15 protein-coding genes are annotated in these 22,798 nt (G+C 59.7%); 8 read left to right on the top strand and 7 right to left on the bottom strand.

All coding sequences use genetic code 11. The annotated features are described in order from the left end of the window. Positions 1–332 precede the first annotated feature (332 nt). Both HJW02_RS02215 and HJW02_RS02210 read right to left on the bottom strand, forming a co-directional pair. On the bottom strand, positions 333–764 hold the full coding sequence (locus HJW02_RS02215; RefSeq protein WP_022398274.1) for a hypothetical protein: 432 nt from the start codon (positions 762–764) through the stop codon (positions 333–335). A 117-nt stretch (positions 765–881) separates the two neighbouring features. Further along, positions 882–1,403, bottom strand: coding sequence for a phosphoribosyltransferase family protein (locus HJW02_RS02210; RefSeq protein ID WP_146018197.1), 522 nt, complete (start codon positions 1,401–1,403; stop codon positions 882–884). A 120-nt stretch (positions 1,404–1,523) separates the two neighbouring features. Between HJW02_RS02210 and HJW02_RS02205 the strand changes: the two genes are divergently transcribed. Continuing rightward, complete coding sequence (locus HJW02_RS02205) at positions 1,524–2,066, top strand: hypothetical protein (RefSeq protein ID WP_146018198.1); 543 nt, start codon at positions 1,524–1,526, stop codon at positions 2,064–2,066. On the opposite strand, the gene HJW02_RS02200 is transcribed toward HJW02_RS02205, so the two are convergent. Then, complete coding sequence (locus HJW02_RS02200; RefSeq protein ID WP_102722077.1) at positions 2,023–2,610, bottom strand: hypothetical protein; 588 nt, start codon at positions 2,608–2,610, stop codon at positions 2,023–2,025. The two genes, HJW02_RS02205 and HJW02_RS02200, sit on opposite strands and share 44 nt — an antisense overlap. Before the next feature lie 245 nt (positions 2,611–2,855). Here HJW02_RS02200 and polA point away from each other — a divergent pair, with 245 nt between their 5' ends. Together polA and HJW02_RS02190 are read left to right on the top strand one after the other, a co-directional pair. Continuing rightward, complete coding sequence (gene polA, locus HJW02_RS02195; RefSeq protein WP_102722078.1) at positions 2,856–5,690, top strand: DNA polymerase I; 2,835 nt, start codon at positions 2,856–2,858, stop codon at positions 5,688–5,690. A 93-nt stretch (positions 5,691–5,783) separates the two neighbouring features. Beyond that, on the top strand, positions 5,784–7,826 hold the full coding sequence (locus tag HJW02_RS02190) for an alpha-galactosidase (protein WP_102722079.1): 2,043 nt from the start codon (positions 5,784–5,786) through the stop codon (positions 7,824–7,826). 158 nt (positions 7,827–7,984) lie between these two features. Here the strand turns inward: HJW02_RS02190 and HJW02_RS02185 are convergent, their stop codons facing one another. From HJW02_RS02185 to pepT, 4 genes are all read right to left on the bottom strand, one after another. Beyond that, entirely contained in the window at positions 7,985–9,094 is a 1,110-nt protein-coding gene (locus HJW02_RS02185; protein WP_102722080.1) for an HlyD family efflux transporter periplasmic adaptor subunit, read from the bottom strand. Positions 9,095–9,121: 27 nt separating this feature from the next. Beyond that, the gene (locus tag HJW02_RS02180) at positions 9,122–9,577 is read right to left on the bottom strand and encodes a YbjN domain-containing protein (RefSeq protein ID WP_022398267.1); all 456 of its coding nucleotides are present in this window, start codon (positions 9,575–9,577) and stop codon (positions 9,122–9,124) included. Between the two features lie 222 nt (positions 9,578–9,799). Continuing rightward, complete coding sequence (gene purB / locus HJW02_RS02175) at positions 9,800–11,224, bottom strand: adenylosuccinate lyase (protein WP_102722081.1); 1,425 nt, start codon at positions 11,222–11,224, stop codon at positions 9,800–9,802. 345 nt (positions 11,225–11,569) lie between these two features. Next, entirely contained in the window at positions 11,570–12,823 is a 1,254-nt protein-coding gene (gene pepT, locus HJW02_RS02170; protein ID WP_102722094.1) for a peptidase T, read from the bottom strand. Between the two features lie 116 nt (positions 12,824–12,939). On the opposite strand from pepT, the gene HJW02_RS02165 reads away from it, so the two are divergent. The 5 genes from HJW02_RS02165 to HJW02_RS02145 all read left to right on the top strand — a co-directional run bounded on the left by HJW02_RS02165 (position 12,940) and on the right by HJW02_RS02145 (position 22,776). After that, positions 12,940–15,696, top strand: coding sequence for a tetratricopeptide repeat protein (locus tag HJW02_RS02165; protein ID WP_022398264.1), 2,757 nt, complete (start codon positions 12,940–12,942; stop codon positions 15,694–15,696). 36 nt (positions 15,697–15,732) lie between these two features. Next, the gene (locus tag HJW02_RS02160; protein WP_022398263.1) at positions 15,733–16,566 is read left to right on the top strand and encodes an NAD(P)-dependent oxidoreductase; all 834 of its coding nucleotides are present in this window, start codon (positions 15,733–15,735) and stop codon (positions 16,564–16,566) included. 13 nt (positions 16,567–16,579) lie between these two features. Further along, on the top strand, positions 16,580–18,133 hold the full coding sequence (locus HJW02_RS02155) for a hypothetical protein (RefSeq protein WP_102722082.1): 1,554 nt from the start codon (positions 16,580–16,582) through the stop codon (positions 18,131–18,133). A gap of 389 nt (positions 18,134–18,522) precedes the next feature. After that, positions 18,523–19,314: a PEP-CTERM sorting domain-containing protein gene (locus HJW02_RS02150; protein WP_022398261.1), complete on the top strand. Its 792-nt coding sequence runs from the start codon at positions 18,523–18,525 to the stop codon at positions 19,312–19,314. An 84-nt stretch (positions 19,315–19,398) separates the two neighbouring features. Further along, complete coding sequence (locus tag HJW02_RS02145) at positions 19,399–22,776, top strand: autotransporter-associated beta strand repeat-containing protein (protein ID WP_208050592.1); 3,378 nt, start codon at positions 19,399–19,401, stop codon at positions 22,774–22,776. The last annotated feature ends 22 nt before the right edge of the window (positions 22,777–22,798 follow it).

Raw genomic sequence — 22,798 nt, 5'->3', positions numbered from 1 at the left:
GCTGAAAGGGCATGGATATCCGCGGAGATCGTTTGATCGCCGGATTGCCTCCCTATTCCCTAGATGGCCTGTTCCCCCAGGTTCACTATTTCCACTGCCGATTTTGACATGCCGTTTTTTCTCCTAATAAAGTTCCGTTTTTCCCTGCCCGCTTGAACCAGTGCGCCCAGTAATGAACATGCTGCCCTGCATCCATTGCGGCAACAGTATAAACCGGGTTTTTCACGGCCCTTCCCCTACGTTTCCCCGGTAGAACGAACGCCCGCAAAAAGGCCGGATTCCCCGCGGAACCCGGCCATTGGAAAGGATACGGCATCGTGCCGGTCCCCGGCTCAGGAATAAAACCCGATGTCCGGCTCACGTTCCTGCCGCCTGCGCTTGAAATACGGGTTGCGGTAGCGGTGGATGCACTTGCTGGGGGCGCCGGGAGTATAGTGGAGCGGGTCCGCTTCCTTGGCGGCTTCCCGGCCCAGTATCTCCACAAAGTCCTTCAGAGATATTTCCAGGTCTGCATCGTGGCATGCCAGGGCGGCGGACAGGCGCACCTTCCCGTTGTCATAGTCCACGTACATGGCAAACAGCGTGGTCTGGTACAGATGCCACGGTTCGCTTTCCAATTCTCCGGACTGGTGCTGGCTGATGGCCTCCAGCAGCCACGTCAGCGCGTGTTCCAGTTCCAGATTGTCCAGAACATCCCGGATGAGGGACGTTTCATGGCCGAAGACGGCCACGCTTTCCTGTTGTCTTGCCCTGTTGATTTTCATGTCTTGGTTCTCCTTTCCGGTTTCCCTTGTTGAGCGGGGACGGCGGATGGCTCTGCCGCTCCAACTAGCTTGGACACTTTTTTTCAACAGGTTGTTCAATATGAATTCGGGAATTTGTCAGCCCATGTCCACTTTCCCGATGTAGGGCAATTCCCGGTAACGCTCATCCAGGTCCATGCCGAAGCCTACAAGAAATTCATCTCCCTGCGTAAAACCTACGTAGTCAGCTTCAAAAGGCACTTTCCGGCAGCAGTGCTTGTCCACGGCCACGGCGGTGAGAACCTGCCGCACCCCCTGCCTTTTCAATTCCCGGCAAACTTCAGCCAGAGTAGCGCCCGTATCCAGCACGTCATCCACCACCAGAACGGGCACGTCAGGCCGGAACGGCCCGCAGTCCCCATCCCATGCCACGGAGCCGGAATGTTCCATTCCGGCGTAGCTGGTGATTTTGACGGTTTTCACCACGGGCCGGGATTTCAAATGCCCTTTCAGCATCGTGGCGAAAGGAAGGGCGCCGTTCAGCAGCAGCAGCAGAATATAGGGCCTGCCTGCCATGGCCGCGTCAATGGAGGCGGCCAGTTCCTTGACGCGCGCGCGGATGGCTTCCTCTCCAATCAGGGGTGTGATGGTGTAAGTCATGGAAACGGAAGCATGATAGCGTTCTCCCACAAGGAAATCAATCCTTGAAGGAGAACGGTTGACGGCGGAAAATGCTTCCGGTATGTTGCGGCTGAGATGATCGGCATCCCGAACTACCGCATGTTTTCAGGATTTTTCCTGGTGATTCTTCCGCTGCTGTGGCTGGGCGCATGCGCTTTTACATGGATTTTCCTTTCCATTCCTCCCCAGCCGGAAGTTATGGGAGAGAGCATGAGAGCCGTTTTCTCCCTTTTCGCCCCGTTTTTAAGCGTGGGAATCCTGGCGGTTCTGCTGGACATCTGGTTCGGCAAGAGGATTTATGAAGCCAGGAACGGCTGGGTGCATGCGGAAAAAAGGCTGTTCGGCCTGCGCCGGGATGCTTTTGACTATGATCCGGAGCTTTTGTCGGAATGCTCCGTGCTTCATGTGGACGAGCATACACCGTTGAGCGGGGAAGAACTGGAACGGCTGAGGCATGCAGGCGCCACTATCTGCCGCAGGGGAAGAAGGGGGCCGCAATATCCGGCTCCCTGCTGGGTCTGCCGCCTCGTTTACGACGGCCAGGTTCTCTTCCTGCTGGCGGCGCCTTCACGGGAACCTGCCGACCGTCTGGCGGAGTTCATGGCAGCCGTGATACGGACACGCCGGGAAAGAGGCGCGTGATTTGCTCACAGACCGCTTCCGCTCCGGGAAGCGCGGGCCAGCCTTGCGGCTCCGGTTTTCCGTTTGGCGGGAACCGGTAGCGGAATACCAGATCTTCCGGCCCGGCCCGATGGGCAACAAGGCGGATTTTCCGCAGTTCCGCCCCGTTCCACTGCCGGAACAGGACGCCGTTGCCGTCCGCGGACGGCCCCAGGGACAACAGGCGCATATTCGTCAGGGCGTGCAGGACGGCGTTGGCCCGGCGCGTTTCCAAAACCGCGTTGATCAAAAGCATGCCGAGGAGGGCAATACCAAAAAAACAGCATATTCCCATGACCGCCAGCGCGAACATGACCTCACCCGTCCAGACCGGAGCGGACGCCGCTATGCAACAACCCCAGCCCCATGCCGCGGCAAAGAAAACCGAAAACAGCATTCCCTTCCATTCCTTCGCGGCCCTTCTCCACCATCCGCAGCGGGATTTTCCCTGCCACAGGATTTTTTCTCCCGGCAGCAGGCGTTCGGCCAGTCTGTCACGTTCCTCCCGTGTCAACAATTCCTGCATGTTTATCCTCTCCGTTTCCGCCTCTATACCAGACGGAAAGGCGGCTTGCACTCCTTTTGTTCCGGGAAATGCCGATCAGCAACGGCGTAGTATTGAAATGAGCGTCCGCAAACTTTTTCCTGAAATCCGTTATGTCCCTGCGGACGCGTGCCGTTCAATGGCTTGCGGCGCTTCATCCGGCAGAGGGCGCGGAGGCGCATTTAACGGTAGCCTACCGCTGGGCCGCATGGTAAAGTAGGGCAGAAATGACTGATTCCCCTTCCAAGCGCCTTTTTATTCTGGATGGAATGGCTCTGGCCTATAGAGCCCATTTTGCCTTTTTCTCCAACCCCATCCGCAATTCCAAGGGCGTCAACACGTCCGCCGTGTACGGCTTCGCCAATACGCTGCTGGGCATTCTGGAGCATGAACACCCCACGCACATCGCGGCCTGCTTTGATACTTCCGCCCCCACGGCGCGCCATGAGCTTTACCCCGCCTATAAGGCCAACAGGGAGTCCATGCCGGAAGATTTGAGCTACCAGATGCCCCTGATTTTCAGGCTTCTGGAGGCCATGAACATTCCCATCCTGCGCTATGAGGGGTATGAGGCGGACGATACGATAGGCACGCTGGCCCGCATCGCGGACGGCACGAAGGAGTTCCAGACCTACATGGTTTCCCAGGACAAGGACCTGGGCCAGCTCATTTCCCCCACCTGCTATTTGTGGAAACCCGGCAAGCGGGGCAACGACCACGAGGTGGTTGACCTGGAAAAGCTCAAGGAACAATGGGGCATTGAACGCGCGGACCAGGTGATCGACATCCTGGCCCTCATGGGCGACAGCTCGGACAATATTCCGGGGCTTCCCGGCGTGGGTGAAAAGACGGCCAAACTGCTGATTGGGGAGTTCGGCACCGTGGAGAACCTGCTGGCGAATGCGGACAAGCTGAAGGGAAAGCGCAGGCAGATCGTGGAGGAAAACGGAGCCTTGGCGACCCTTTCCAAACAACTGGCTACCATTGACCGGGACGTTCCCCTGACCGTGACCCTGCCTGAACTGGTCAAAAGAGATCCCAGTCCGGAAGAGCTGCTGGCCCTCCTTCAGGAGCTTGAGTTCCGTTCCATGCAGGCCAAGCTGTTCGGGAAAAAAGCGCCGGAAGCCAGGAAGTCCCCCCTCCCTGCGGACGATTTGTTTGCTCCGGCCCAGGCGGAACAGCTCCCGGCGGAGGCTCCCGCCGCCCCGGCGGCGGACGCGCGGCAGAACGGTTCCGGCCAAATGGATTTGTTTGAGGAACGCCATCTGAAAACGGTGGATGATTTCAAGCACGAGTACATCATTGCGGATACGGAGGAAGCCCGTTCCGCCATGGTTGCCGAGCTGGAAAAGCATGATTCCTGGTGCTTCGACACGGAGACGACGGGCCTGAATCCCCTCACGGACAAGCTGCTGGGCGTCGCCTTCTGCGCGGAACCGCACAAGGCATGGTACATGCCTGTCTCCGGTCCGGCGGACCTGGAAGCGGTCAGGCCGCTTTTGGAAGGCCCTGCGGAGAAGACCGGGCACCATCTGAAGTTTGATCTGGAAGTTTTGCGCGCCAACGGCATACGGGTTAAAGGCCCCTTTTTTGACACGCTGCTGGCGCACGCCCTGATCGCCCCCGGCATGAAGCACGGCATGGACCTTCTGGCGGAGAACCTGCTGCAATATTCCACCATCAAGCTGAAGGACATTGCCGCGCCGGGAGCCAGGAAGCGCGAGCTGGATACCAGCGGCATTCCCGTGGAGGTCATGGGCAAATATTCGGCGGAGGATGCGGACATTACCCTCCAGCTTTCCGCCATCCTGAAAAAGCAGGTGAAGGAGAGCGGCATGGAGGAGCTGTTCCGCACGGTGGAACTGCCTCTTCTCCCCGTGCTGGCGGACATGGAGTTCACCGGCATCCGCGTGCTTCCGGAATCCCTGGAAGAGGCTTCCGTCAAGGTGGGAGCCATTATTGACGGCCTGCGGGAGAAGATTGAAGAGGCCGCCGGCCATCCCCTGAACCTGAATTCCCCCAAGCAGCTCGGCGATTTCCTGTTCGGGGAGCTGGAGCTGGTGAAGAAGCCCAAGAAGACGAAGACGGGCCAGTTCGTGACGGATGAAGATACCCTCTCCGCCCTGGCTCCCCAGCATCCCATTGTGGCGGATATCCTGGCCTACCGGGAGAACATGAAGCTGAAGAGCACGTACCTGGACGCGCTGCCCAGGTACATCTGCCCGCGGGACGGCCGCATCCACACCCAGTTCCACCAGATGCTGACCGCTACCGGGCGGCTGGCTTCCCAGGACCCCAATCTCCAGAATATTCCGGTAAGAACGGAACAGGGGCGCCTGATCCGCACGGCCTTCGTCCCCGCCTCCGGGGAGTACACCATGCTTTCCGCGGATTATTCCCAGATTGAGCTGCGCATCATGGCGGCGCTTTCCGGAGACCCCGCCATGTGCGAGGCCTTCCGGGAAGGCCGGGACATCCATACGGAGACGGCGGCCAGGGTGTACGGCATTCCCCGCGACCAGGTGGACGCCGTCATGCGCCGTGCGGCCAAGACGGTGAACTTCGGCATCATTTACGGCATTTCCGCCTTCGGCCTTTCCCAGCGGCTGGGCTGCCCCCGCAGTGAGGCCGCCACGCTGATTGAAAATTACTTCATCCAGTTCCCCGTGGTCAAGTCCTTCATGGAGGACCTGGTGCACAAGGCGGAACAGGCCGGTTACGCGGAAACGCTGCTGGGCCGCAGGAGAATGATTCCGGAGATCAATTCCGCCAACAAGACCATCAAGTCCGCCGCGGAGCGCACCGCCATCAATACCCCCATCCAGGGCACCGCGGCGGATATGATCAAGATAGCCATGATCCATGTGGACAAGCTGCTGGAAGGCACCAGGTCCCGCCTTATCCTGCAAATTCACGACGAGCTGCTGGTGGACCTCCACAAGGACGAGACGGAGCTCATTCCAAAGATTGAGGAAGCCATGATCGGCGCCCTTCCCCTTCCCAACGGCGTTCCCATTCTGGTAGAAGCCAGAACGGGGAATAACTGGCTGGAAGCCCACTAGGATTTTGCGGCGGACCAGGGGCGCGGACCGCCCCTCCCGTCCCCCGTATTTTTGAATTGACGGATGCCTCCCGATTGCGGATTCTTCCGGATTATGCACTCATCATCCCTGCCGGCAATTGCCCTGGCTGCCTGTTCCTGCGTTTGCTTTCAGACAGCCGCCGCGTCCGTAACCTATCCGGGAACAACACCGGGAGCCCCCGCCGCCCACCGGGAAGGGGATGTTTATACGTTAAGCAACAATATTCTGAGCGCCTCATGGAAGGTGGACGGCAGCAGGCTGATTCCCCTGGGAATCGTGAACAAGGAGCGGGGTGCCAAGGACGAAAAGGCCGCCACCGGCGCCCAGGCTCCGGAATTGTTCCGCCTTTCCACGGAGAAGGACGCCTACAATCTCCCCTCCTCCCGGTTTGTGATGGAAGGAGTTCCCGCCATCAGCGCATTGAAAGGGCATTCCGCCGGCCTCCGCCTGGGGGAACGGCTGGAAGGGGCCGTTATTTCCGCCGTTTTCCGGGACAAAAACAGCGGGCTGACGGTTCACTGGAAGGCGGAATTGAGGGAGGGTTCCTCCTACGTCAAGGAAACCTACCGGATTGAAGCGTCCAAGGAGGTGGATTTGAAGAAAGTCCAGTTGATTGATTTGCAGGATCCCACCCTGGCCGTGAAGGGCACCGTACCGGGCAGCCCACTGGTCAGCGAGCGGGAAGGCACGTTTGCCGGCATTGAACTTCCCGTAGCCAGGGCCCAGGCCGCCGGAGGAACGGGAACCGTCGGGTTTGACTGCAACCTTCCCATGGGCAGCGGTAACGCCCAGACGTTCACCACGGTGCTGGGCGTATGGCCGGAGAACCAGCTTCGCCGCGGGTTCCTTTATTATCTGGAACGGGAACGGGCTGCGCCCTACCGTCAGTTTCTGCATTACAACGGCTGGTATGACGACGGCCTGGACCCCACGGAAAAGACGCTCGTCAAGACAGCCGGGGAATACAGGAAGGAACTGGGTTCCCGCCACGTCAGGCTGGACGGCTTCGTGCTGGATGACGGCTGGGACGACGTTAATGAAGACCTCTGGCAGCCCTCCACCAAAAAATTCCCGCACGGGTTTGAACCTGTAGTCAAGGCGGTCGGGAAGATTCCTTCCGGCTTCGGCATCTGGATTTCTCCGCTGGGAGGGTATTTCGGCCCGGAAAAGAGGGTTCAGCATGCCAAGGACAAAGGCATTCTCCCGGCGGACGCCGCGGGATTCGACCTTTCCTGCCCCCAGTATTACAAGTGGTTCAAAAAACGCTGCTCCGACTTGATGAAGAAGGACAAGGTGACCTATTTCAAGTGGGACAAGGCCGGAGACGGCATCAGCCCCCATTTCATGGCCCTTCTTTCCATCGCCAACGACCTTCGTCGGGAGAATCCCCGCCTGTTCATCAACACGACGGTAGGCACCTGGCCCTCCCCCTTCTGGCTCAACCATGTGGATTCCACCTGGCGCAGCGGTACGGCGGACGTAGGCTGGACGGGCAAGGGAGACGACCGCGAACAGTGGATCACGTTCCGCGACGGGGCCTGCTATAACGTCATCGTCAAGCCCGGCCCGCTTTATCCCCTGAACTCCATCATGCACCACGGCATGGTGCTGGGCACCAAGTTCCAGGCCGCGCGCGTCAGCAAGGGAGAGGACGGGAAGCAGGACAACAGGGACCTGAAGAACGACGCCCGCATTTATTTCGGTTCCGGAGCCAATCTCCAGGAACTTTATCTCACGCCGTCCATGATGGACAAAAAGGCGTGGGACGATGTGGCGGCCGGGGCCCGCTGGGCCCGGCGCTTCCAGGACGTCCTGGCCGACGTGCACTGGGTGGGCGGCAACCCGAACCAGCTGGAACCGTACGGCTATGCGGCATGGAGCCCGCGGGGCTGCACGCTGGCCCTCCGCAATCCGGACGACCGGCCGCGGACGATTGATCTGGATGCGTCAACCGTCTTTGAACCCGTCAAGGGAGTGCCCGCCGTTTTCCCCATGAAGGCCTCCTACCCGGACCAGCGCGTCAAAACGCTGAATTTGGAACAGGGCAAGCCGGTGAGCCTGGAACTTCAACCTTTTGAGGTGCTGGTGTTCGACATGAGAACGAACGGACACTGACCCATGGGCCGCCGGCCATTGAGCGCAACGCCATGCCTCCCCCTTCCGGGCGGCATGGTTTTTTTATGGCCTCTCCGGAGCCTGATTTCCGGAGCGCCTTTTGAAAGGGACAAGCCCCCTCGGAAAAAATGGGGGAAGAAGAAATCCCGGAGGGAATATCAAAGAGCCAAAGCGTCCCCGTCCCGTAATTCCGGAACAGTTACCAGGGCTTTCCCGTCTTTCAACGCCACCACGCGCACCTTGCGCTCCTGCATCCCTTCCGCGGTTTTTACCTGAATGGAGCTTCCATCCCGGACGGCAGAGGCGGGAATCCACGCGGAGGCGGGAACCTGCACGCTGATGTTTACCTGAAGGGCCATGTTGACGGGGGCCACCTGCCATTCGGAAACATGGGAGGCGTTCGGCTCCAGGGAGGCTATCAGCACGGCGGAATTGCGCTCGGTATCCAGTGCGGCGTCCACCGCCGTAACGCGGCCCAGCCATTGCAGCCGTTTTCCATTGTTCAGCACGCAGGAGGCGGTCAGCGCCGTGCTTACCCTGCCCTGTTCATCCCTGGGCAATGCGGAAAATTCTTCCAGCGGCACGGGAACCCGTATCATCCGCTCCTGGAGGGGAATCACCTTCCCCACCGGCTGCCCGGCAACCACGCGGGCCCCGGCTCCCACGGAGCATTCCACCACCTGGCAGGTATAGGGAGCTTCCAGCACCGTGTCCCGGAGGGCCTGTTCCGCTTCCGCCACATACGCCTCCGCGGCGTTCAGCCGCGCGTTCACGGCCCGTCGCTGCGGCACCCGGAGCACCAGTTCCGACTCTTTTCCACTTTTGGAGACGGAGCTGTACGTCTTCTTGATGGCTTTCAGGGCTTCCGCCTGTTCCGTGGATACATCCAGGCGAGCCTGTTCCAGCCCAGCCTGCGCGTTCGCCAGGCGTGCACGGTATTCAAATTTTTCCAGCTCCAGCAGGGGCGTTCCCTTCAGGACGATTTCTCCCGCGCTGAAGAGGGGGTGCACCTTGTCCACCTTCCCGGAAACGCCGGGGGAAAGCATCGTCAGGTGGGAGGCCTTCACGATGCCGGGCGCGGAAATGGCAAGAGTGTTCGTCTGCAAATGCAGCGGCTCCACCGTTCCTGTGGCCGCCTTGTCCTTTTCTCCGGCAGAGCCCGAGACGGACGGGTCCGTTAAAATGGCCGTTCCTATCAAAAGCGCCGCGATCCCCAGGCCGATGCCTATGGACCAGGATGTTCCCTTTTTTTGAGGGGCCTCGCTCATGAACAGCTCCGGGGGGAACGCGGCCCGTTATTTGGGATATTCCGTCTCCATGATGTGGGAGTAGGCTTCCGCCGTTTCCACAGCCACGGTTTCAATGTTCTTCATCAACTGGGCAAACTGGGCTTCCGTGAGGTCCATGCCTTCCAGAACGAAGGACTGGCGGTAGTAGACGTATCCGCTGTTGGGGTCCAGCTGGAAGGCGCCGGCCGTCTGGTCCGCATTCAGCTCACTGAGGATGATGCTGACTTCCACACGGCGGTTTTCAGGCACCTTGGCGGCAAAAAGCACGTCAATCACCAGCGTCTCCGGACGATCAATCATCGTGTACAGGAGGCTCACGGGCGTGAACGTATCACAGGGGACGAACGCGATGCCCGTTCTGAGGTTGTGGTTGTCCGCGGAAGTAATCCATTCCGTTTCTTCCCCTCTCTTTCTGAGAACGGTGTACACACGGTCCAAAAGGCTGAGCTGCTGGTTTTCCATATTGAAAATTGTTTAACAGGAGGGTTGCTTGCGAAGGCGCATGCAACGTACGCGCCCGTTTACTGGATTCAAGCTTACTGGCATCCTTCTGATTCGTCAAGCTCTCCTGACGTAAAGAAATTGAAAAAGCATGTACGCATCCGGCATAAAAACGGACGCCGCCCGGATGGACGGCGTCTGGGAAGTCTGGGAATAAAGTGCGTACCGGAGGGTACGGCGCCCTTACAGGATGTCTCCGGGCTGGTAGCCCGCGCCGTTCGGGAACCTGTCCGTCAGCTCCTGCACCATGGAGCGGAACGCTTCCACCTGGGCGTCCGCCATGCCCGTGGCGGAGGAGTTGGAGTCAAAGATGGTCTGGAGGTCCGCCCGGTCAATGCCCAGGCGACCGTCTTCCGCCAGGCGGTCCAGCAGGTTGTTTTCCATGATTTTTCCGGCCCTCAGGTCGTTGGAGACGGCCACGGCGTGTTCCTTGATCACCTCATGGGCGGTTTCCCGGCCAATGCCGCGCTTGACGGCTTCCATCAGGATGGTGGTGGTCATCAGGAAAGGCAGGTAGCGGCGCAGTTCCGCGGCCACCACGGCTTCATATACCCCCATTTGGTTCAGGACGGTCAGGAAGGTTTCAAACAGGCCGTCCGCGGCATAGAAGGAATCCGGCATGACTACGCGGCGCACCACGGAGCAGGATACGTCCCCTTCGTTCCACTGGTCCCCGGCCAGTCCGGAGATCATCATCAGGAAGCCCTTCAGGATGACGTGGAAGCCGTTGACACGTTCGCAGGAGCGGGCGTTCATCTTGTGCGGCATGGCGCTGGAACCGGTCTGCCCCTTGGCGAAGCCTTCCGTAGCCAGTTCATGGCCGGCCATCAGGCGCAGGGTCTTGGCGAAGGAGGAACAGCCGGAGGTGAGCTCCACCAGGCCGGAAACCACGGAAAAGTCCAGGGAACGGGGATACACCTGCCCCACGTTCATCCACTTGGAGGGAATGCCCAGGTGGGCGCACACGCGGTCTTCCAGCTCCAGCACGCGGCCCGCGTCCTGCCCGAAGAGGGAGAGCTGGTCAAGCTGGGTGCCCACGGCGCCTTTCAGCCCGCGCACGCTGTAGCGGTCCATCAGGGAAATCCAGGAACCCAGGCCGTGCACGATGTCTTCCCCGAACATGGCGACGCGCTTGCCCATGGTGGTGGTCTGCGCGGCTACATTGTGCGTGCGGCCGGCGATGGTCACGTGCTTCCATTGTCCGGCAAGGGCGCTCATGCGGTTCAGCACGGCCACGGCCTTGTCCCGGATGATCTGCATGGACTTCCATATCTGGAGCTGTTCCACGTTTTCCGTCAGGTCGCGGGAGGTCATGCCCTTGTGGATGTGCTCGCAGCCGGCCAGCTCGCAGAACTCTTCAATGCGCGCCTTCACGTCGTGGCGCGTGACGCGTTCGCGGGCGTCAATGGCGGGAAGGTTCACCTGGTCCTTCACCCGTTCGTAAGCTTCAATCACGCCGTCCGGAATATCCAGCCCCAAATCCTTCTGGGCCTTCATCACGGCGATCCAGAATTCGCGTTCCAGGACGATGCGGCCCTCTGCGGACCAGATGGATTTCATGGCGGCGGAGGCGTACCTTTCAGCCAGGACATTGGGAATCACGCTCATATCAAAATGTGTGTATGCGGGGGTTATCAAAAACGGTGAGCCGCCATGATCATGACGGGAGGGAAAAAAGCAAGCACTTTCCCGCAGCTTCACGGATTAGGAATCCCACGGGATTCCACGGTCCGGAAAAGAGGTCCTTTCCAATGTTCAGGGATGGCTGACAGGCCCCTAATAGACGCCCGATTAACATTCCCGCCATTCCCTTTTCACAGCCGCACACCACGCTGGGAGCCAGAGCCTCCCTGCCCTGGCGGCTATTTAAACGAAAGCTTCCGCGCCACGAAAGGCAGGAGCCTGCCGCTCCCAGGAGACGGAGCCGCAAAGCCGCCCTCCATCGCCGTTCCGCTAGTTTCCGGCGGGAGGTTCCAAACCGTACCGGGCGTAGCCGGAAACGATTTCCTGGAGAATGGCGGAAATTTTTTCCAGGGAACGGACAGGAACGTATTCATACCTTCCGTGGAAGTTGTGGCCTCCGGCGCACAGGTTGGGACACGGCAGCCCCATGAAGGAAAGACGGGCTCCATCCGTACCGCCGCGCACCGGGATAATTTCCGGCTCCACGCCCACGGCCGCCATCGCCCTGCGGGCATGTTCCACCAGGTGCATGTGCGGGAGGATTTTTTCCTTCATGTTGTAATAGGAGTCCTTTACCTCCACCTGCACGGTTCCTTCCCCGTACTTCCGGTTCAGCAGGGCGGCGCACTCCTGCATGAATTCCTTCTTGCGCTCAAATTCCGCCGTGTCGTGGTCCCTGATGAGGTACTCCCCGACCGCCCGTTCCACATCCCCCCGGAACGAGTCCAAATGGTAGAAGCCTTCGTATCCTTCCGTAAAGGCGGGATTCTGGAACGCGGGAAGCATTCCCTGGAATTCCATGAGGACCAGGCACGCGTTCAGCATCCTGCCCTTCGCGCTGCCGGGGTGGATGCCGGTGCCGCGCACCGTCGCCACGGCAGAGGCCGCATTGAAATTTTCATATTCGATTTCCCCCAGGGCTCCTCCGTCCACAGTATAGGCGAAGTCCGCGCCGAAGCGCTCCACGTCAAAGGCATCCGCCCCGCGGCCTATTTCCTCGTCCGGCGTGAAGGCGATGCGTATCTCGCCGTGGGGCCGTTCGGGATGCAGCAGGAAGGAGGCGGCCATATCCATGATTTCCGCCACTCCGGCCTTGTCGTCCGCGCCAAGCAGGGTGGTTCCGTCCGTCACGACCAGGTCCTGGCCCGCATAGTCCGCCAGTTCGGGGAAAACGGCGGGGGAAAGCACGATGCCCTGTTCCCGGTTCAGGACGATGTCTCCGCCGTCGTAGGAGCGCACGATGCGGGGCTTCACGCCGCTGCCGGAGACGCCCGGGGCCGTGTCCACATGAGCCACCCAGCCGATGACGGGAACCTCCCTCTCCACGTTGGACGGGATGGAGGCGTACACGATGCCGGAGGCTTCATCCAGCTCCGCCTGGGCTCCCAGCGCCTTCAGCTCCCCGGCCAGCAGCCGGGCCAGTTCCGTCTGGCCGGGAGTGGACGGAACGCTGCGGGAATCCGCATCAGACTGGGAACCCACGGAAACATACTTTAAAAAACGGTCTAAAACGGAGATATTCATCAGAAAAATCAAGGATTGAGGAGAGTCTAGCACCGGGCCCCGCGAACACAAGCACAAGACACGGTTTATCCTTGCGATTCAAGATGGTTTACAGTATGTAAACAAAGCTTCTCCCCATGATGACTCCTCTACCTCTTGGCATTGCCGTTGCCTTATCCCTGACCTGCGGCGCCCTGCCCCTTCTGGCCCAGGGCGCCTATGTGCCGGGTCCCATGCCCGTTTCCGCCGGGACAAGGCAGGACCCCACGGACATGTACCTGGAAGCGTTAAAGCTGGTAACCAGGTCTGCCGAACTGGTGGAAAAACGCGACTACATAGGAGCCATCCGCCTGACGCAACAGGCGGAAGAAAAGTTGGGACGCCTGGTGAAGGCCTATCCGCAATGGCGGCCCAACCTTCTTCAAACACGCCGCCAGCTCAACAGGGAGAAGCTGGACCAGTGGCAGAAGCTGGCGCAGCAGCAGGCCGCCGCCGTTTCATCAGGCCCCGGCCTGGAATTGGAACGTCCGGCCGCCGTGCCCAAGCGACCCAGGCCCAAGCCCAACATCGTCCTTCCTCCGGGCTACAAGGGAGTGGAGTTCCCTTCCCGCCCCGGAGAATCCCTCGTCAACACCATCCCGTCCCCGTCCGTTTCCCCCGGAGCGGCCCCGGAAGTAGTGGAAAGCAATTACGAGCGCATCCGCAGGCTGCTGGACAAAACCACCATTGAAAACAAGGCCCTGATCCAGGCGCTCAAGCGCACCCGCAAGGAACAGGAGGACATTCTGGCAAAACTGGCCATAGCGTCCGCCGGAGAATCCGTTTACCGGGACGAACTGCTCAAGGTCAAGAAGCAGATGGAGGATGAGAGAAAGACCAGCAACAAGCTCCTCCAGACCCTCACCAAGCGGGTGGAGGAGCTGGAACAGAAAGTCACCACGCTGGAACAGGAAAAAGTCCAGTATCTGGCGCAGATTGCCGATCTCCAAATTCAGCTCAAGGAGCACCAGGACAAGCTGGCCAAGGTCACGGATGAGAAAAACGCCCTCCAGAAGGACCGCGACCAGTTGGCCGCCCTGGTGGAACTCAACAGCCCGGACAAAACCAAAAACCTGCTGGACCGCAACCTGACTCTGGCGGCCCAGCTCAAGGACGCTCAGGATAAAATCGCCGCCCTGGAAACGGCCAAGTCCGACTCCGAAGAACAGCGGAAGGCCAACCTGAAAGCCCTGGAAGAGGCGCGGGAGGAATCCGCGGACCTGAAGCAGAAACTGATTGCCATCCGGGATGAAAACATCGGCTACCGCAAGCGCATTACGGAGCTGAACACCAAGCTCATCAATGCGGATGTGGAGCTGTCCAAACTGGAAGCCAATCCGGAAAAAAGCCCTCTCCTGCTGGAGGAAAACCAGTTGCTGCGCTCCACAATCGCCAAGCAGCTCCGCATCCTTTCCGTGCAGGACCAGAGCCGTTCCCTGCTCATCAGCACTTACAAGCGCCTGCTCCAGGAAAACGCGGACACTTCGGAAATCGCCTCCCTGATGGACAATGAAGAAGCCATCAAGCTCACCCCGGCGGAAAAGCAGATTGTCAACGTCATCGCCAGAGACAACAAGATAGACATCCCCCTGACGGACCAGCAGAAGGAAAAGATCAACAAGCTGGCCCAGGCCCTTTCCGCGGAACGCGACAAGGCCGCCCAGCTTGCCAGGGAACTGGAACTGGCGCGCAGCCAGACGAAGACAAAAGCGGCCAAATCCGCCAGGAATGACAAGAGCCATGCGGAAGCCCTGGCCCGGACCCAGAAGGCCCTGGAACAGAAAAACCTTCAAGTGGAGGAGCTAACCCGGCAGATGGATGAACTGAAAGCCCGTTCCGCCGAACAGGCGCGCCTGGCCGCCATTTCCGCCGGAGCCATTACGCCGGAGCAGGAAAAAGCTCTGAACAGGAGCATGGAAGCCACGGTGCGCCGGAAGCTGGAAGCGGAAGCCCTGGGACAGGGAGCCGCGGAGGCCTTCGCCAAAAAACGCTACGCCGCTGCGGAACAATTGTACCGCACCCTGCTGGACTTCCAGCCGGCCCACGTTCCGGCCCTGGTCAACCTGGGCACCATCCTGCTCCAGCGCAACAAGGCGGAGGAAGCCATCGAATACCTGAAAAAGGCCACGGAACTGGATGCAGCCTCCTCCCCCGCATGGTTCATGATGGGCGTGGCCCAGTACCGCGCCGGGCAGGACCAGCACGCCATCGCCTCCCTGACGGAAACGGTCCGGCTGGACCCGGCCAACGCTCCAGCCCTGCTTTACCTGGGCAACCTGGAAACCAGCGCAGGCAACTATGAAAAAGCGGTGGGCCACTTTGAAAACGCCTTGAAAATCCAGCCGGAATCACCGGACGCCCACTTCAACCTGGCCTGGACTTATTCCCGGCTGGGCCGTACGGCGCAGGCACGCAAGAGTTATGACGCCGCCATCCGCAGCGGCGGCCTGCCGGATTCCGACCTGGAACTCGCCATCACCGGGACCACCACCCTTCCCCGCAAAAAACAGGCTCCGGACAAAGCTCCCTCGCCTGCCGCGAACGAGGATGAAATGCGCCTGGCCGCAGCAGTAAGCGATCCATCCGCCATTCCCCACGATGCCTATGAGGTGCCCGCCCATGTGGCGGAGGACCCCAATGCCCTGGAAAGGCCCTCTGCCGGGCCCAAGCAGGTCGTGGTCAGCCACCGTCCGGAAGCCGGGCCCGTCTCCCTGGCGGACCAGATGAGGGAAACGGCCTCCGCGGCGCCTGCCGCACAGCCTCCTGCGGAAACCGCCACCGCCGCAGCGGAACCGCCCAAGCCGGAAAAACAGGAAGCACCCCGCAGGAGAAGCCGCTTCCGCATCGGTTCCTGACGGATCCGCCCCTTCCTTTTTCTCCTGAAAAACGCCATGTATCAAGTTTCCATTTTAGGACTGGGCCTCATCGGCTCACGGATTGCACGCCACATGACCGGACTGGGTGACAAGGTCACCGTCTGGAACCGGACGCCCCGGGAAGACTTTCCGGAAGCCGTTCCCACCCCGGCGGACGCGGCCCGCGCCTCCAAAATCATCCAGCTCTATCTGAAAGACAGGAATGCCTGTCTGGAAGTATTTGAACAGATGAGGGGCGCGCTGACCCCGGAACATGTCATCCTGAACCACTCCACGATTGACCTGGCCACCGTCGGCAAGCTCTCCCTGATGTGCTCCGCCATCGGCTGCACGTATGTGGACTGCCCGTTCACCGGATCCCGCCTTCCGGCGGAAAAAGGGGAGCTGGTCTATTATGCGGGAACGGACTCCTCCACTCTGGACCGCGTGCGGCCAGTACTGGAACACAGTTCCCGTGACATCCTGCACCTGGGGGGGATTGGGGCCGGAACCGTCGTCAAACTGGTCACCAACATGGTCTCCGCCACCATGGTGCAGAGCCTGAGCGAAGCCCTGGCCATCACCCAGGCATACGGCATTTCCCCTCAACTGCTGGGGCAGGCCATTTCCCGGAACGTCATCGCCTCCCCCCTGGCGTCCTTCAAGCTGCCCCTGATGGCGGAACGCGACTTTTCCACCCACTTCTCCCTGGACAATATGCGGAAAGACAGCATCTACGCCCAGGAACTGGCCGCTGAAAAGGGAATCCACACGCCCGCTGCCGCGCTGGTCTCCTCCATCATGGGGAAACTGTGCCGTGAAGGGCACGCGGAAGAAGACTTCGGCTGTCTGGCGGAACAATTCGACTAAGCTTTTCCCATTGATGAAATTCAGAGGAACATGCGCCCTTCTGCTGCTGGCCCTTCTCCTGCCCCCCTGCGTTCGGGCGCAGGAACAGAAGGAGGCAGGGAACGCCCCTTCCGCGGAAGCGCAGGCCGCTTCCCCCGTTCCCGTTCCGGACACCGCCCTGATCGATGACGCCTCTGACCGTCCGGTATTGCAGGGCAGCTCCAACGTGAGCGCCGTACCCCCCGCTCCCCAGCATCCGGCCGCGGCCCCTGCCGGAACGGAAGGACAGTCCGTCAAACGGCAGCCGTTCACCAGCGTTTCCGCTTCCAAGCAATTTCACGTTACAGGGATGGATTCCCTGTTGGCCGGGGCCATTGCCACGCGGGCGGACTCCATACGCACGGCCCTGGTGAAAATCCTCAAGCAGCCTGACGAATGGAAAAACAACATCATCATCCGTCTGGTAGGGGAGCCGGGAAGCCCGGTTCCGGCCAACCCCATCCGCATGCAGACCGTGATTGTGGGGAATACCCTCTCCTACAACATCTTCATTCACCTGGGACGCGGCATCAACCAGGACAGGCTGCGCCACGCCATCGTCTCCACCCTGCTTTATGAGATGATGCTGCGCACGGTGGACCCGGAAGGACTGCCGGACGAAGTAACGCTGCCCCCCTGGCTGATTGCCGGGCTGGAGCAGGCCGTCCTGTGGCACACCAATGAAGCGGACCGGGCCATGTACTCCACCCTGTTCCAGCAATCCGGCATCATGACCCCGGAAGAAATCCTGAACTGCCCGGAACCGGAAAAGGAACTGGACGCCACCTCCTACGCCGCCTATCAAACCTCCTGCGGCGCGCTGGTGCTCTGCCTGCTGAACCAGGAAAACGGTCCGGAAGGGATGAAACAGCTTCTGGACCAGGCCATTCTGGGCAATGACGATCCCAGGAATCTCATCAAGCGCCATTTTCCGCAGCTCAACCTGACCCCCTCCTCCCTTCATAAATGGTGGACGCTCCAGCTTTCCCGCATGGCGACTCCTCCCCTGACGGAAACCCTCACGATCACGGAAACGGAACGTCACCTGCAGGAAGCCCTCACCCTGGTCAAATACGATCCGGACACCCGGACGACCGTCACCTTCCCCCTGGACAATCTGGACCAGGCCAATTCCCTGACGGACCTGAACAGGCAGCTTTCCAACATATCCGGCAGTCTGCTCAACCTCAGTCGGCGCTCCTTCCCCGCCTACCGGCCCGTCATTGTGGAATACGCCAAGCTTGTGGCCCTGATGCAGACCGGAAAAATCAACGGCCGGGAAGCCGCCCCGAAAATCGGGCAGCTTCGGGAAATCAGGGAGCTATCCATGAAAACCGCCCGGCGCGTCCGGGACTACATGGACTGGTATGAAATCAATACGCGGTCCGGAACCGGCAAGACATTCGCCTCCTACGCGGCAGCCGTCAAACTGCTCCGTGAACAGGAACAGCCGGCCAATACCCCCATTTCCCGGTATCTGGACGATATTGAAAAACTGTACACCCTCCCGGCGAAGGCTCCCGTTCCTTCCCTGCATGGAAAGAATTGAAGGAAACCCGTTCCGCTGCCTGGAACGGCCATTTCTTTCCAGATGAATCTCCGCCCTCCGGGGGGCAATAGGCATTCACGCATTTCTATTAAAAGACGGGAGATTTCGCGGTATTTTGATCTATACCTGATTCAACCATGATTGCTTTATTTTTCATAAGTTAATCATGCATAACAGGATAATTCCGCCGCGGATTTACAATCCGGAAGTCAACTTATTTTTTTGAGTTCAAAAAAGTAACGGCAAATATTCCCACATATAAAGTAGGAATAATAAACAACGCCTAATACGGAAACCTTATTTATTTATAAGAAGTTATTGAATTTGAAGCGGTCTTCCGGATTGTAAATCCGATACTGGCTCCATTCAGTAATTTTTTTAATAATTTCATGAAATCCTCTCTGTATCTTACGATGTTCCTGCTTTGCTCAGGGTTGGGAGCCCAGGCCGCCACATTGAAATATTTTTATGATTTCAACAAGCTTGACGGAAACCTGTCATCTTTAAATGACAATAATCTGGCCGGCCCAAATGCGGGCAACGCCACGTTCAGCGGATCAGGCTGGATGAATTATACCGATGGCTATGAAGGCCGGGGCTATGACAGCCGCACGAACGGCGGACAATTGACGCTGGGCTCCTCCAGTACGGGACTGGGGCTGAATGCTACGGAAGGTTTCAGCCTTTCCATTGCCGTCAAGGACTACTCCCCCGGCAATACATCGTCCTCGGCTATATGGAAAAGCATCCTGACCTTCACATCCGGCAACAGCCAGAACATGTACCTCCAGAAGGATTCCGGCGACGCCTCCACCGCCGGGGCATGGGCGGCCTATTGCGGCGGAAACGTGGGCAACTGGGCCAACCTGACGATTTCCAGGGATTCCTTTTCCAACATCATCATCACCTTCCAGAACGGGGAATTGAACATTTATCTGGACGGGCAGAAGAAAATCACGGCCTCCGGAGTCAATTTCACCGGAGACGTGCAGTCACTCAAGCTGGCGTCCACCGCCAATACGACCATGGATGACCTCCAATTATATGCCGGTGTCCTGAATGACGGGGAAATAGCCGCGCTGGCGGCCAACCCCGCCCTTCCCGTTCCGGAACCCGCCACGGCCACACTGAGCCTGCTGGGGCTGGTTTCCCTATCGTGCATGCGCCGCCGCCGGGGTTAAGTCCCCTGATTTTTTTTAAGGGAAAACAAGTTCGTTCTTGTTTTCCCTTTTTTATTCACTATCACTCTATCTGTTAGAACCTACATGAAAATTACCGCACTGTTCTTCGGCGTGTTCGCCGGCTGTCTCTCCTGCATCCCGGCCCATGCGGCGGACTACCTCTGGAATGGAGGAAACGGCTCCTGGACGGATTCCGGAGCGTGGCGGCTGGATGATTCCTCCGCCGACTGGAGCAATGGAAATACGGCCCAATTCCAGACGGATTCCTCCATCACAGTAGGAAGCGGAATCTCTGCGTCCGGAATGCTTTACAACGGTGCGGCCATCACGCTGAACGGAGGTTCCCTTACCCTGACGGGCGCGGCTGCCGGGAACAACGGAGGTTCCGCCACTCTTTCCAATACCGGGCTGATTCTGGACGCCCCCAATGCGGAAGACTCCTATGAAGTCCGGGATACCAGCCTCACCGGCTCCGCCACGCTCGCCAAGACAGGCGCCGGAACGGTTACCCTGGATGGAGCGCATACGGCCAGCGGCGTCTGGAACATCAACGCGGGCACCCTGGTTTTCACCGGGGAAAGAAACATCACCGCCAGTGACAACAACCGGATTAACGGAAAAATCAACATTGCCTCCGGAGCCGTGCTGGATGCCAGCAACGGCCGCCTGTTTCATAACGGCGTTTATACAGCCAATTTCCAGTCTCCCACCATTACGCTGAACGGAGGAACGCTCAAACTGAACCAGTTCGGGTATGACTCCGCCTCCCTGGGCAAGCTGCACAACAATTTTTACGCCCTTAAATTCGCTTCCGGAACCTCCAGCCGCATCGTCATTTCCCAGGGCTATGAATCCGGAGGCACGGCCAGCCGCGGCATTTACATCGCCGGCTGGGGCACGACGGCCACCATTGAACTGGGAGCCAACCAGACCCTTACATGGACTTCCTCCAATGCGCAGAACCAGGATGCCATTGTCTGCGAAACCGAAGCCGGCAGTGCGCTGGCGCTCGCCATCGGAGAAAATTCCGTACTCTACTTCAACCAGGTTTTTGCCAATAAAAACACGTCCGGCGAATACGGAGACCCCACCACCGCCAACTTCTCCGGCCTGAGCCTCATTAAATCCGGCGCCGGAGAGCTGGTCATCCAGAGGGCCAATACGATTTCCTCCGGCCGCACGGTCCGCGTGGATGCGGGCAAGCTGACGCTGGAGGTGGACAACGCCTTCGGCGCCGGCAGCAATCTGGGCAACGTAAGCATCGCTTCCGGAGCCCTGTTCTCCATGAACGGCCACACTCTTGCCAATGTCATTGACGTCCAGGACGGAGCCACGCTGGACATGGGCGGCAGCTCCTATGCCTGCATGGTCAACTGGCATGAAGGCGGCATCCTCCTGAACACGGAAAACAACAAGGGCACGCTCAACATCATGACCCGCGCCGCCCTGGAACTGGGCTCCAAGGCCTGGGCGGGAAGCGTGCTGACGGATACGGATACCGTTTTTACGCTCACGGCGGACCAGAATCTGGGAGCCCTGGGAGCAAACGTCAACTGCTGGACAGGCGGCCGCGGGTATAACAACACCCTCCAGAGCATCACCTTCACGGGCGGCCACGGAATCAACATTGACAACTACGGAGCCAAGTGGGCCGTCATTCTCTCGGAAAACGTCACCTTCCAGGACATCGGCAGCCTGACCTTCTCCAACAATGCCGCCGACATGTCCAATACAGAGGCCCTTTACGGCGCGGGGGCCATTGCCGCCAATGATACGGTCGCCTTCAGCAACACCGGAGCCCTTACGTTCAGCAACAACAGCGTGAGCGCAGATTCCGGCGCTTCCGGCGGAGCCATTTACGCCTCCGGAGGAGCCTCCTTCACCAGCACGGGCGCCATCAGCTTCTCCGGCAACTCCGCCATGACCCACGGGGGCGCCATCCATACGGGAGGCACCACGGGCAGCCTCACCTTCTCCGACATCGCGGAAAACATCTCCTTCACCGGAAATACGGCCGGAGAAAACGGCGGCGCCATCAATAACGATTATGAAACCGTGGAATGGTCCAGCGTGGGCCACGTGGCCTTCTCCGGCAACCTGGCGGAGGCGGGCGCGGGAGGCGCCATCTGGTCCGGCGGGGACGTAACGGTCAATACCGCCGCCTCCTTCAGCATGACGGGCAACGAGGCCCGGGACGGCGGCGGGGGCGCCATCTATTCGGATGGAAACGTCACCTTCTCCGGAGTGGGGGCCCTGACCTTCTCCGACAACCACGCATCCACCTACGGAGGCGCCATCGGAGCCTACGGGGACATCACCATCTCCGATTCCGGCGCCGCCTCCTTCTCCGGCAACACAGCTTATGAAGGGGGAGCCCTGGACGCCTACAACGTTGCCATTTCCGGCAACACCGGGACGGTGCTGTTTGAAAACAACAGTGCGGAAAACGCCGGAGGCGCCATCAACCTGCAGGGAGGAGGCTCCATTTCCCTGACGGCGGACCAGGCGGACATCATCTTCCGCGGAAACACAGTCCAGGACGGAAGCGTTTACAACGCCATCCATTTCAACGACGGCGCCATGGCTTCCTTCAATGCGGCGGACAACCGCCGGATCCTCTTTGAAGACGGCCTCAGCTCCCAGGACGAATCCGTCGTGGACATCAGCGTCAATGACGCCGCCGGGGCCGGAGGCACGGTCGCCATGTCCGGCGCAAACAGCCAGTCCGGCATCCGGGCCAATACGACCATGTACGGAGGCACCTTTTCCGTCAGCAGCGGGGCAACCTACGGCTACCATTCCGCAGACTGGAGCACGGAAGAAGCGCGAACCTCCTTCACCGTAAGCGGAGGAAGCCTCCACATTGGCGAACAGGCCGCCCTGAATGCGGCGGACGTGAGGCTGGAGGACGGAACGGAGCTGTCCGTCATGGGAACCGGCAGCCTGAATGCAGACACGCTGACGCTGGGAAACAACGTCTCCATCCTCGGAACGGGCGAAGGCAGCTTCTCCATCACTGCCAATGCCATTGATATTTCCAACGGAATCACGATTGACCTCTCCCGCGGCTCCATGATCAGCCTGGAACTGCATGCGGACACCCTGACGCTGGGAGGGACGCTGGCCCTGGGCGACGACCAGGTGGACTACACCTCCTCCATCTGGCAGAGGGACCAGTCCTACCTGGTCATGGATGCGTCCGGCGTCACGAACATGGACGGGACTTTCTCTGAAATCCTCTCCTCCCTCTCCGACTCCGCTACCATCACGGTGGGGAATCTGGGGCTGGAAGGCTATGACCCCTCTCTGGAACTGGGGCGCTGGGAACTGCGCTGGGACGAAGGAAACGCCCTCCATCTGGACTGGATTTCCAATGGCCTGGTAGTCCCGGAACCCGCTACCTCCCTTCTGCTTCTCCTGGCGGCAGGCGGCCTGCTCGCCGTCAGGAAGCGCACTATCTAACAACCGCCATCTCTTAATAAAA

Origin of the sequence: Akkermansia sp. GGCC_0220 (genome assembly GCF_017566105.1) — a bacterium.
Taxonomy (GTDB): domain Bacteria; phylum Verrucomicrobiota; class Verrucomicrobiia; order Verrucomicrobiales; family Akkermansiaceae; genus Akkermansia; species Akkermansia massiliensis.
The sequence above is the reverse complement of the archived record's forward strand: the minus strand, read 5'-3'. Positions and strand labels throughout refer to the sequence as shown.

Coding starts and splice junctions, on each gene's coding strand:
- HJW02_RS02215 (WP_022398274.1), bottom strand. CDS start 764: ATGAAAATCAACAGGGCAAGACAACAGGAAAGCGTGGCCGTCTTCGGC.
- HJW02_RS02190 (WP_102722079.1), top strand. CDS start 5,784: ATGCACTCATCATCCCTGCCGGCAATTGCCCTGGCTGCCTGTTCCTGC.
- HJW02_RS02210 (WP_146018197.1), bottom strand. CDS start 1,403: ATGACTTACACCATCACACCCCTGATTGGAGAGGAAGCCATCCGCGCG.
- pepT (WP_102722094.1), bottom strand. CDS start 12,823: ATGAATATCTCCGTTTTAGACCGTTTTTTAAAGTATGTTTCCGTGGGT.
- HJW02_RS02165 (WP_022398264.1), top strand. CDS start 12,940: ATGATGACTCCTCTACCTCTTGGCATTGCCGTTGCCTTATCCCTGACC.
- HJW02_RS02200 (WP_102722077.1), bottom strand. CDS start 2,610: ATGCAGGAATTGTTGACACGGGAGGAACGTGACAGACTGGCCGAACGC.
- HJW02_RS02155 (WP_102722082.1), top strand. CDS start 16,580: ATGAAATTCAGAGGAACATGCGCCCTTCTGCTGCTGGCCCTTCTCCTG.
- HJW02_RS02160 (WP_022398263.1), top strand. CDS start 15,733: ATGTATCAAGTTTCCATTTTAGGACTGGGCCTCATCGGCTCACGGATT.
- HJW02_RS02145 (WP_208050592.1), top strand. CDS start 19,399: ATGAAAATTACCGCACTGTTCTTCGGCGTGTTCGCCGGCTGTCTCTCC.
- purB (WP_102722081.1), bottom strand. CDS start 11,224: ATGAGCGTGATTCCCAATGTCCTGGCTGAAAGGTACGCCTCCGCCGCC.
- HJW02_RS02185 (WP_102722080.1), bottom strand. CDS start 9,094: ATGAGCGAGGCCCCTCAAAAAAAGGGAACATCCTGGTCCATAGGCATC.
- HJW02_RS02180 (WP_022398267.1), bottom strand. CDS start 9,577: ATGGAAAACCAGCAGCTCAGCCTTTTGGACCGTGTGTACACCGTTCTC.
- HJW02_RS02150 (WP_022398261.1), top strand. CDS start 18,523: ATGAAATCCTCTCTGTATCTTACGATGTTCCTGCTTTGCTCAGGGTTG.
- polA (WP_102722078.1), top strand. CDS start 2,856: ATGACTGATTCCCCTTCCAAGCGCCTTTTTATTCTGGATGGAATGGCT.
- HJW02_RS02205 (WP_146018198.1), top strand. CDS start 1,524: ATGTTTTCAGGATTTTTCCTGGTGATTCTTCCGCTGCTGTGGCTGGGC.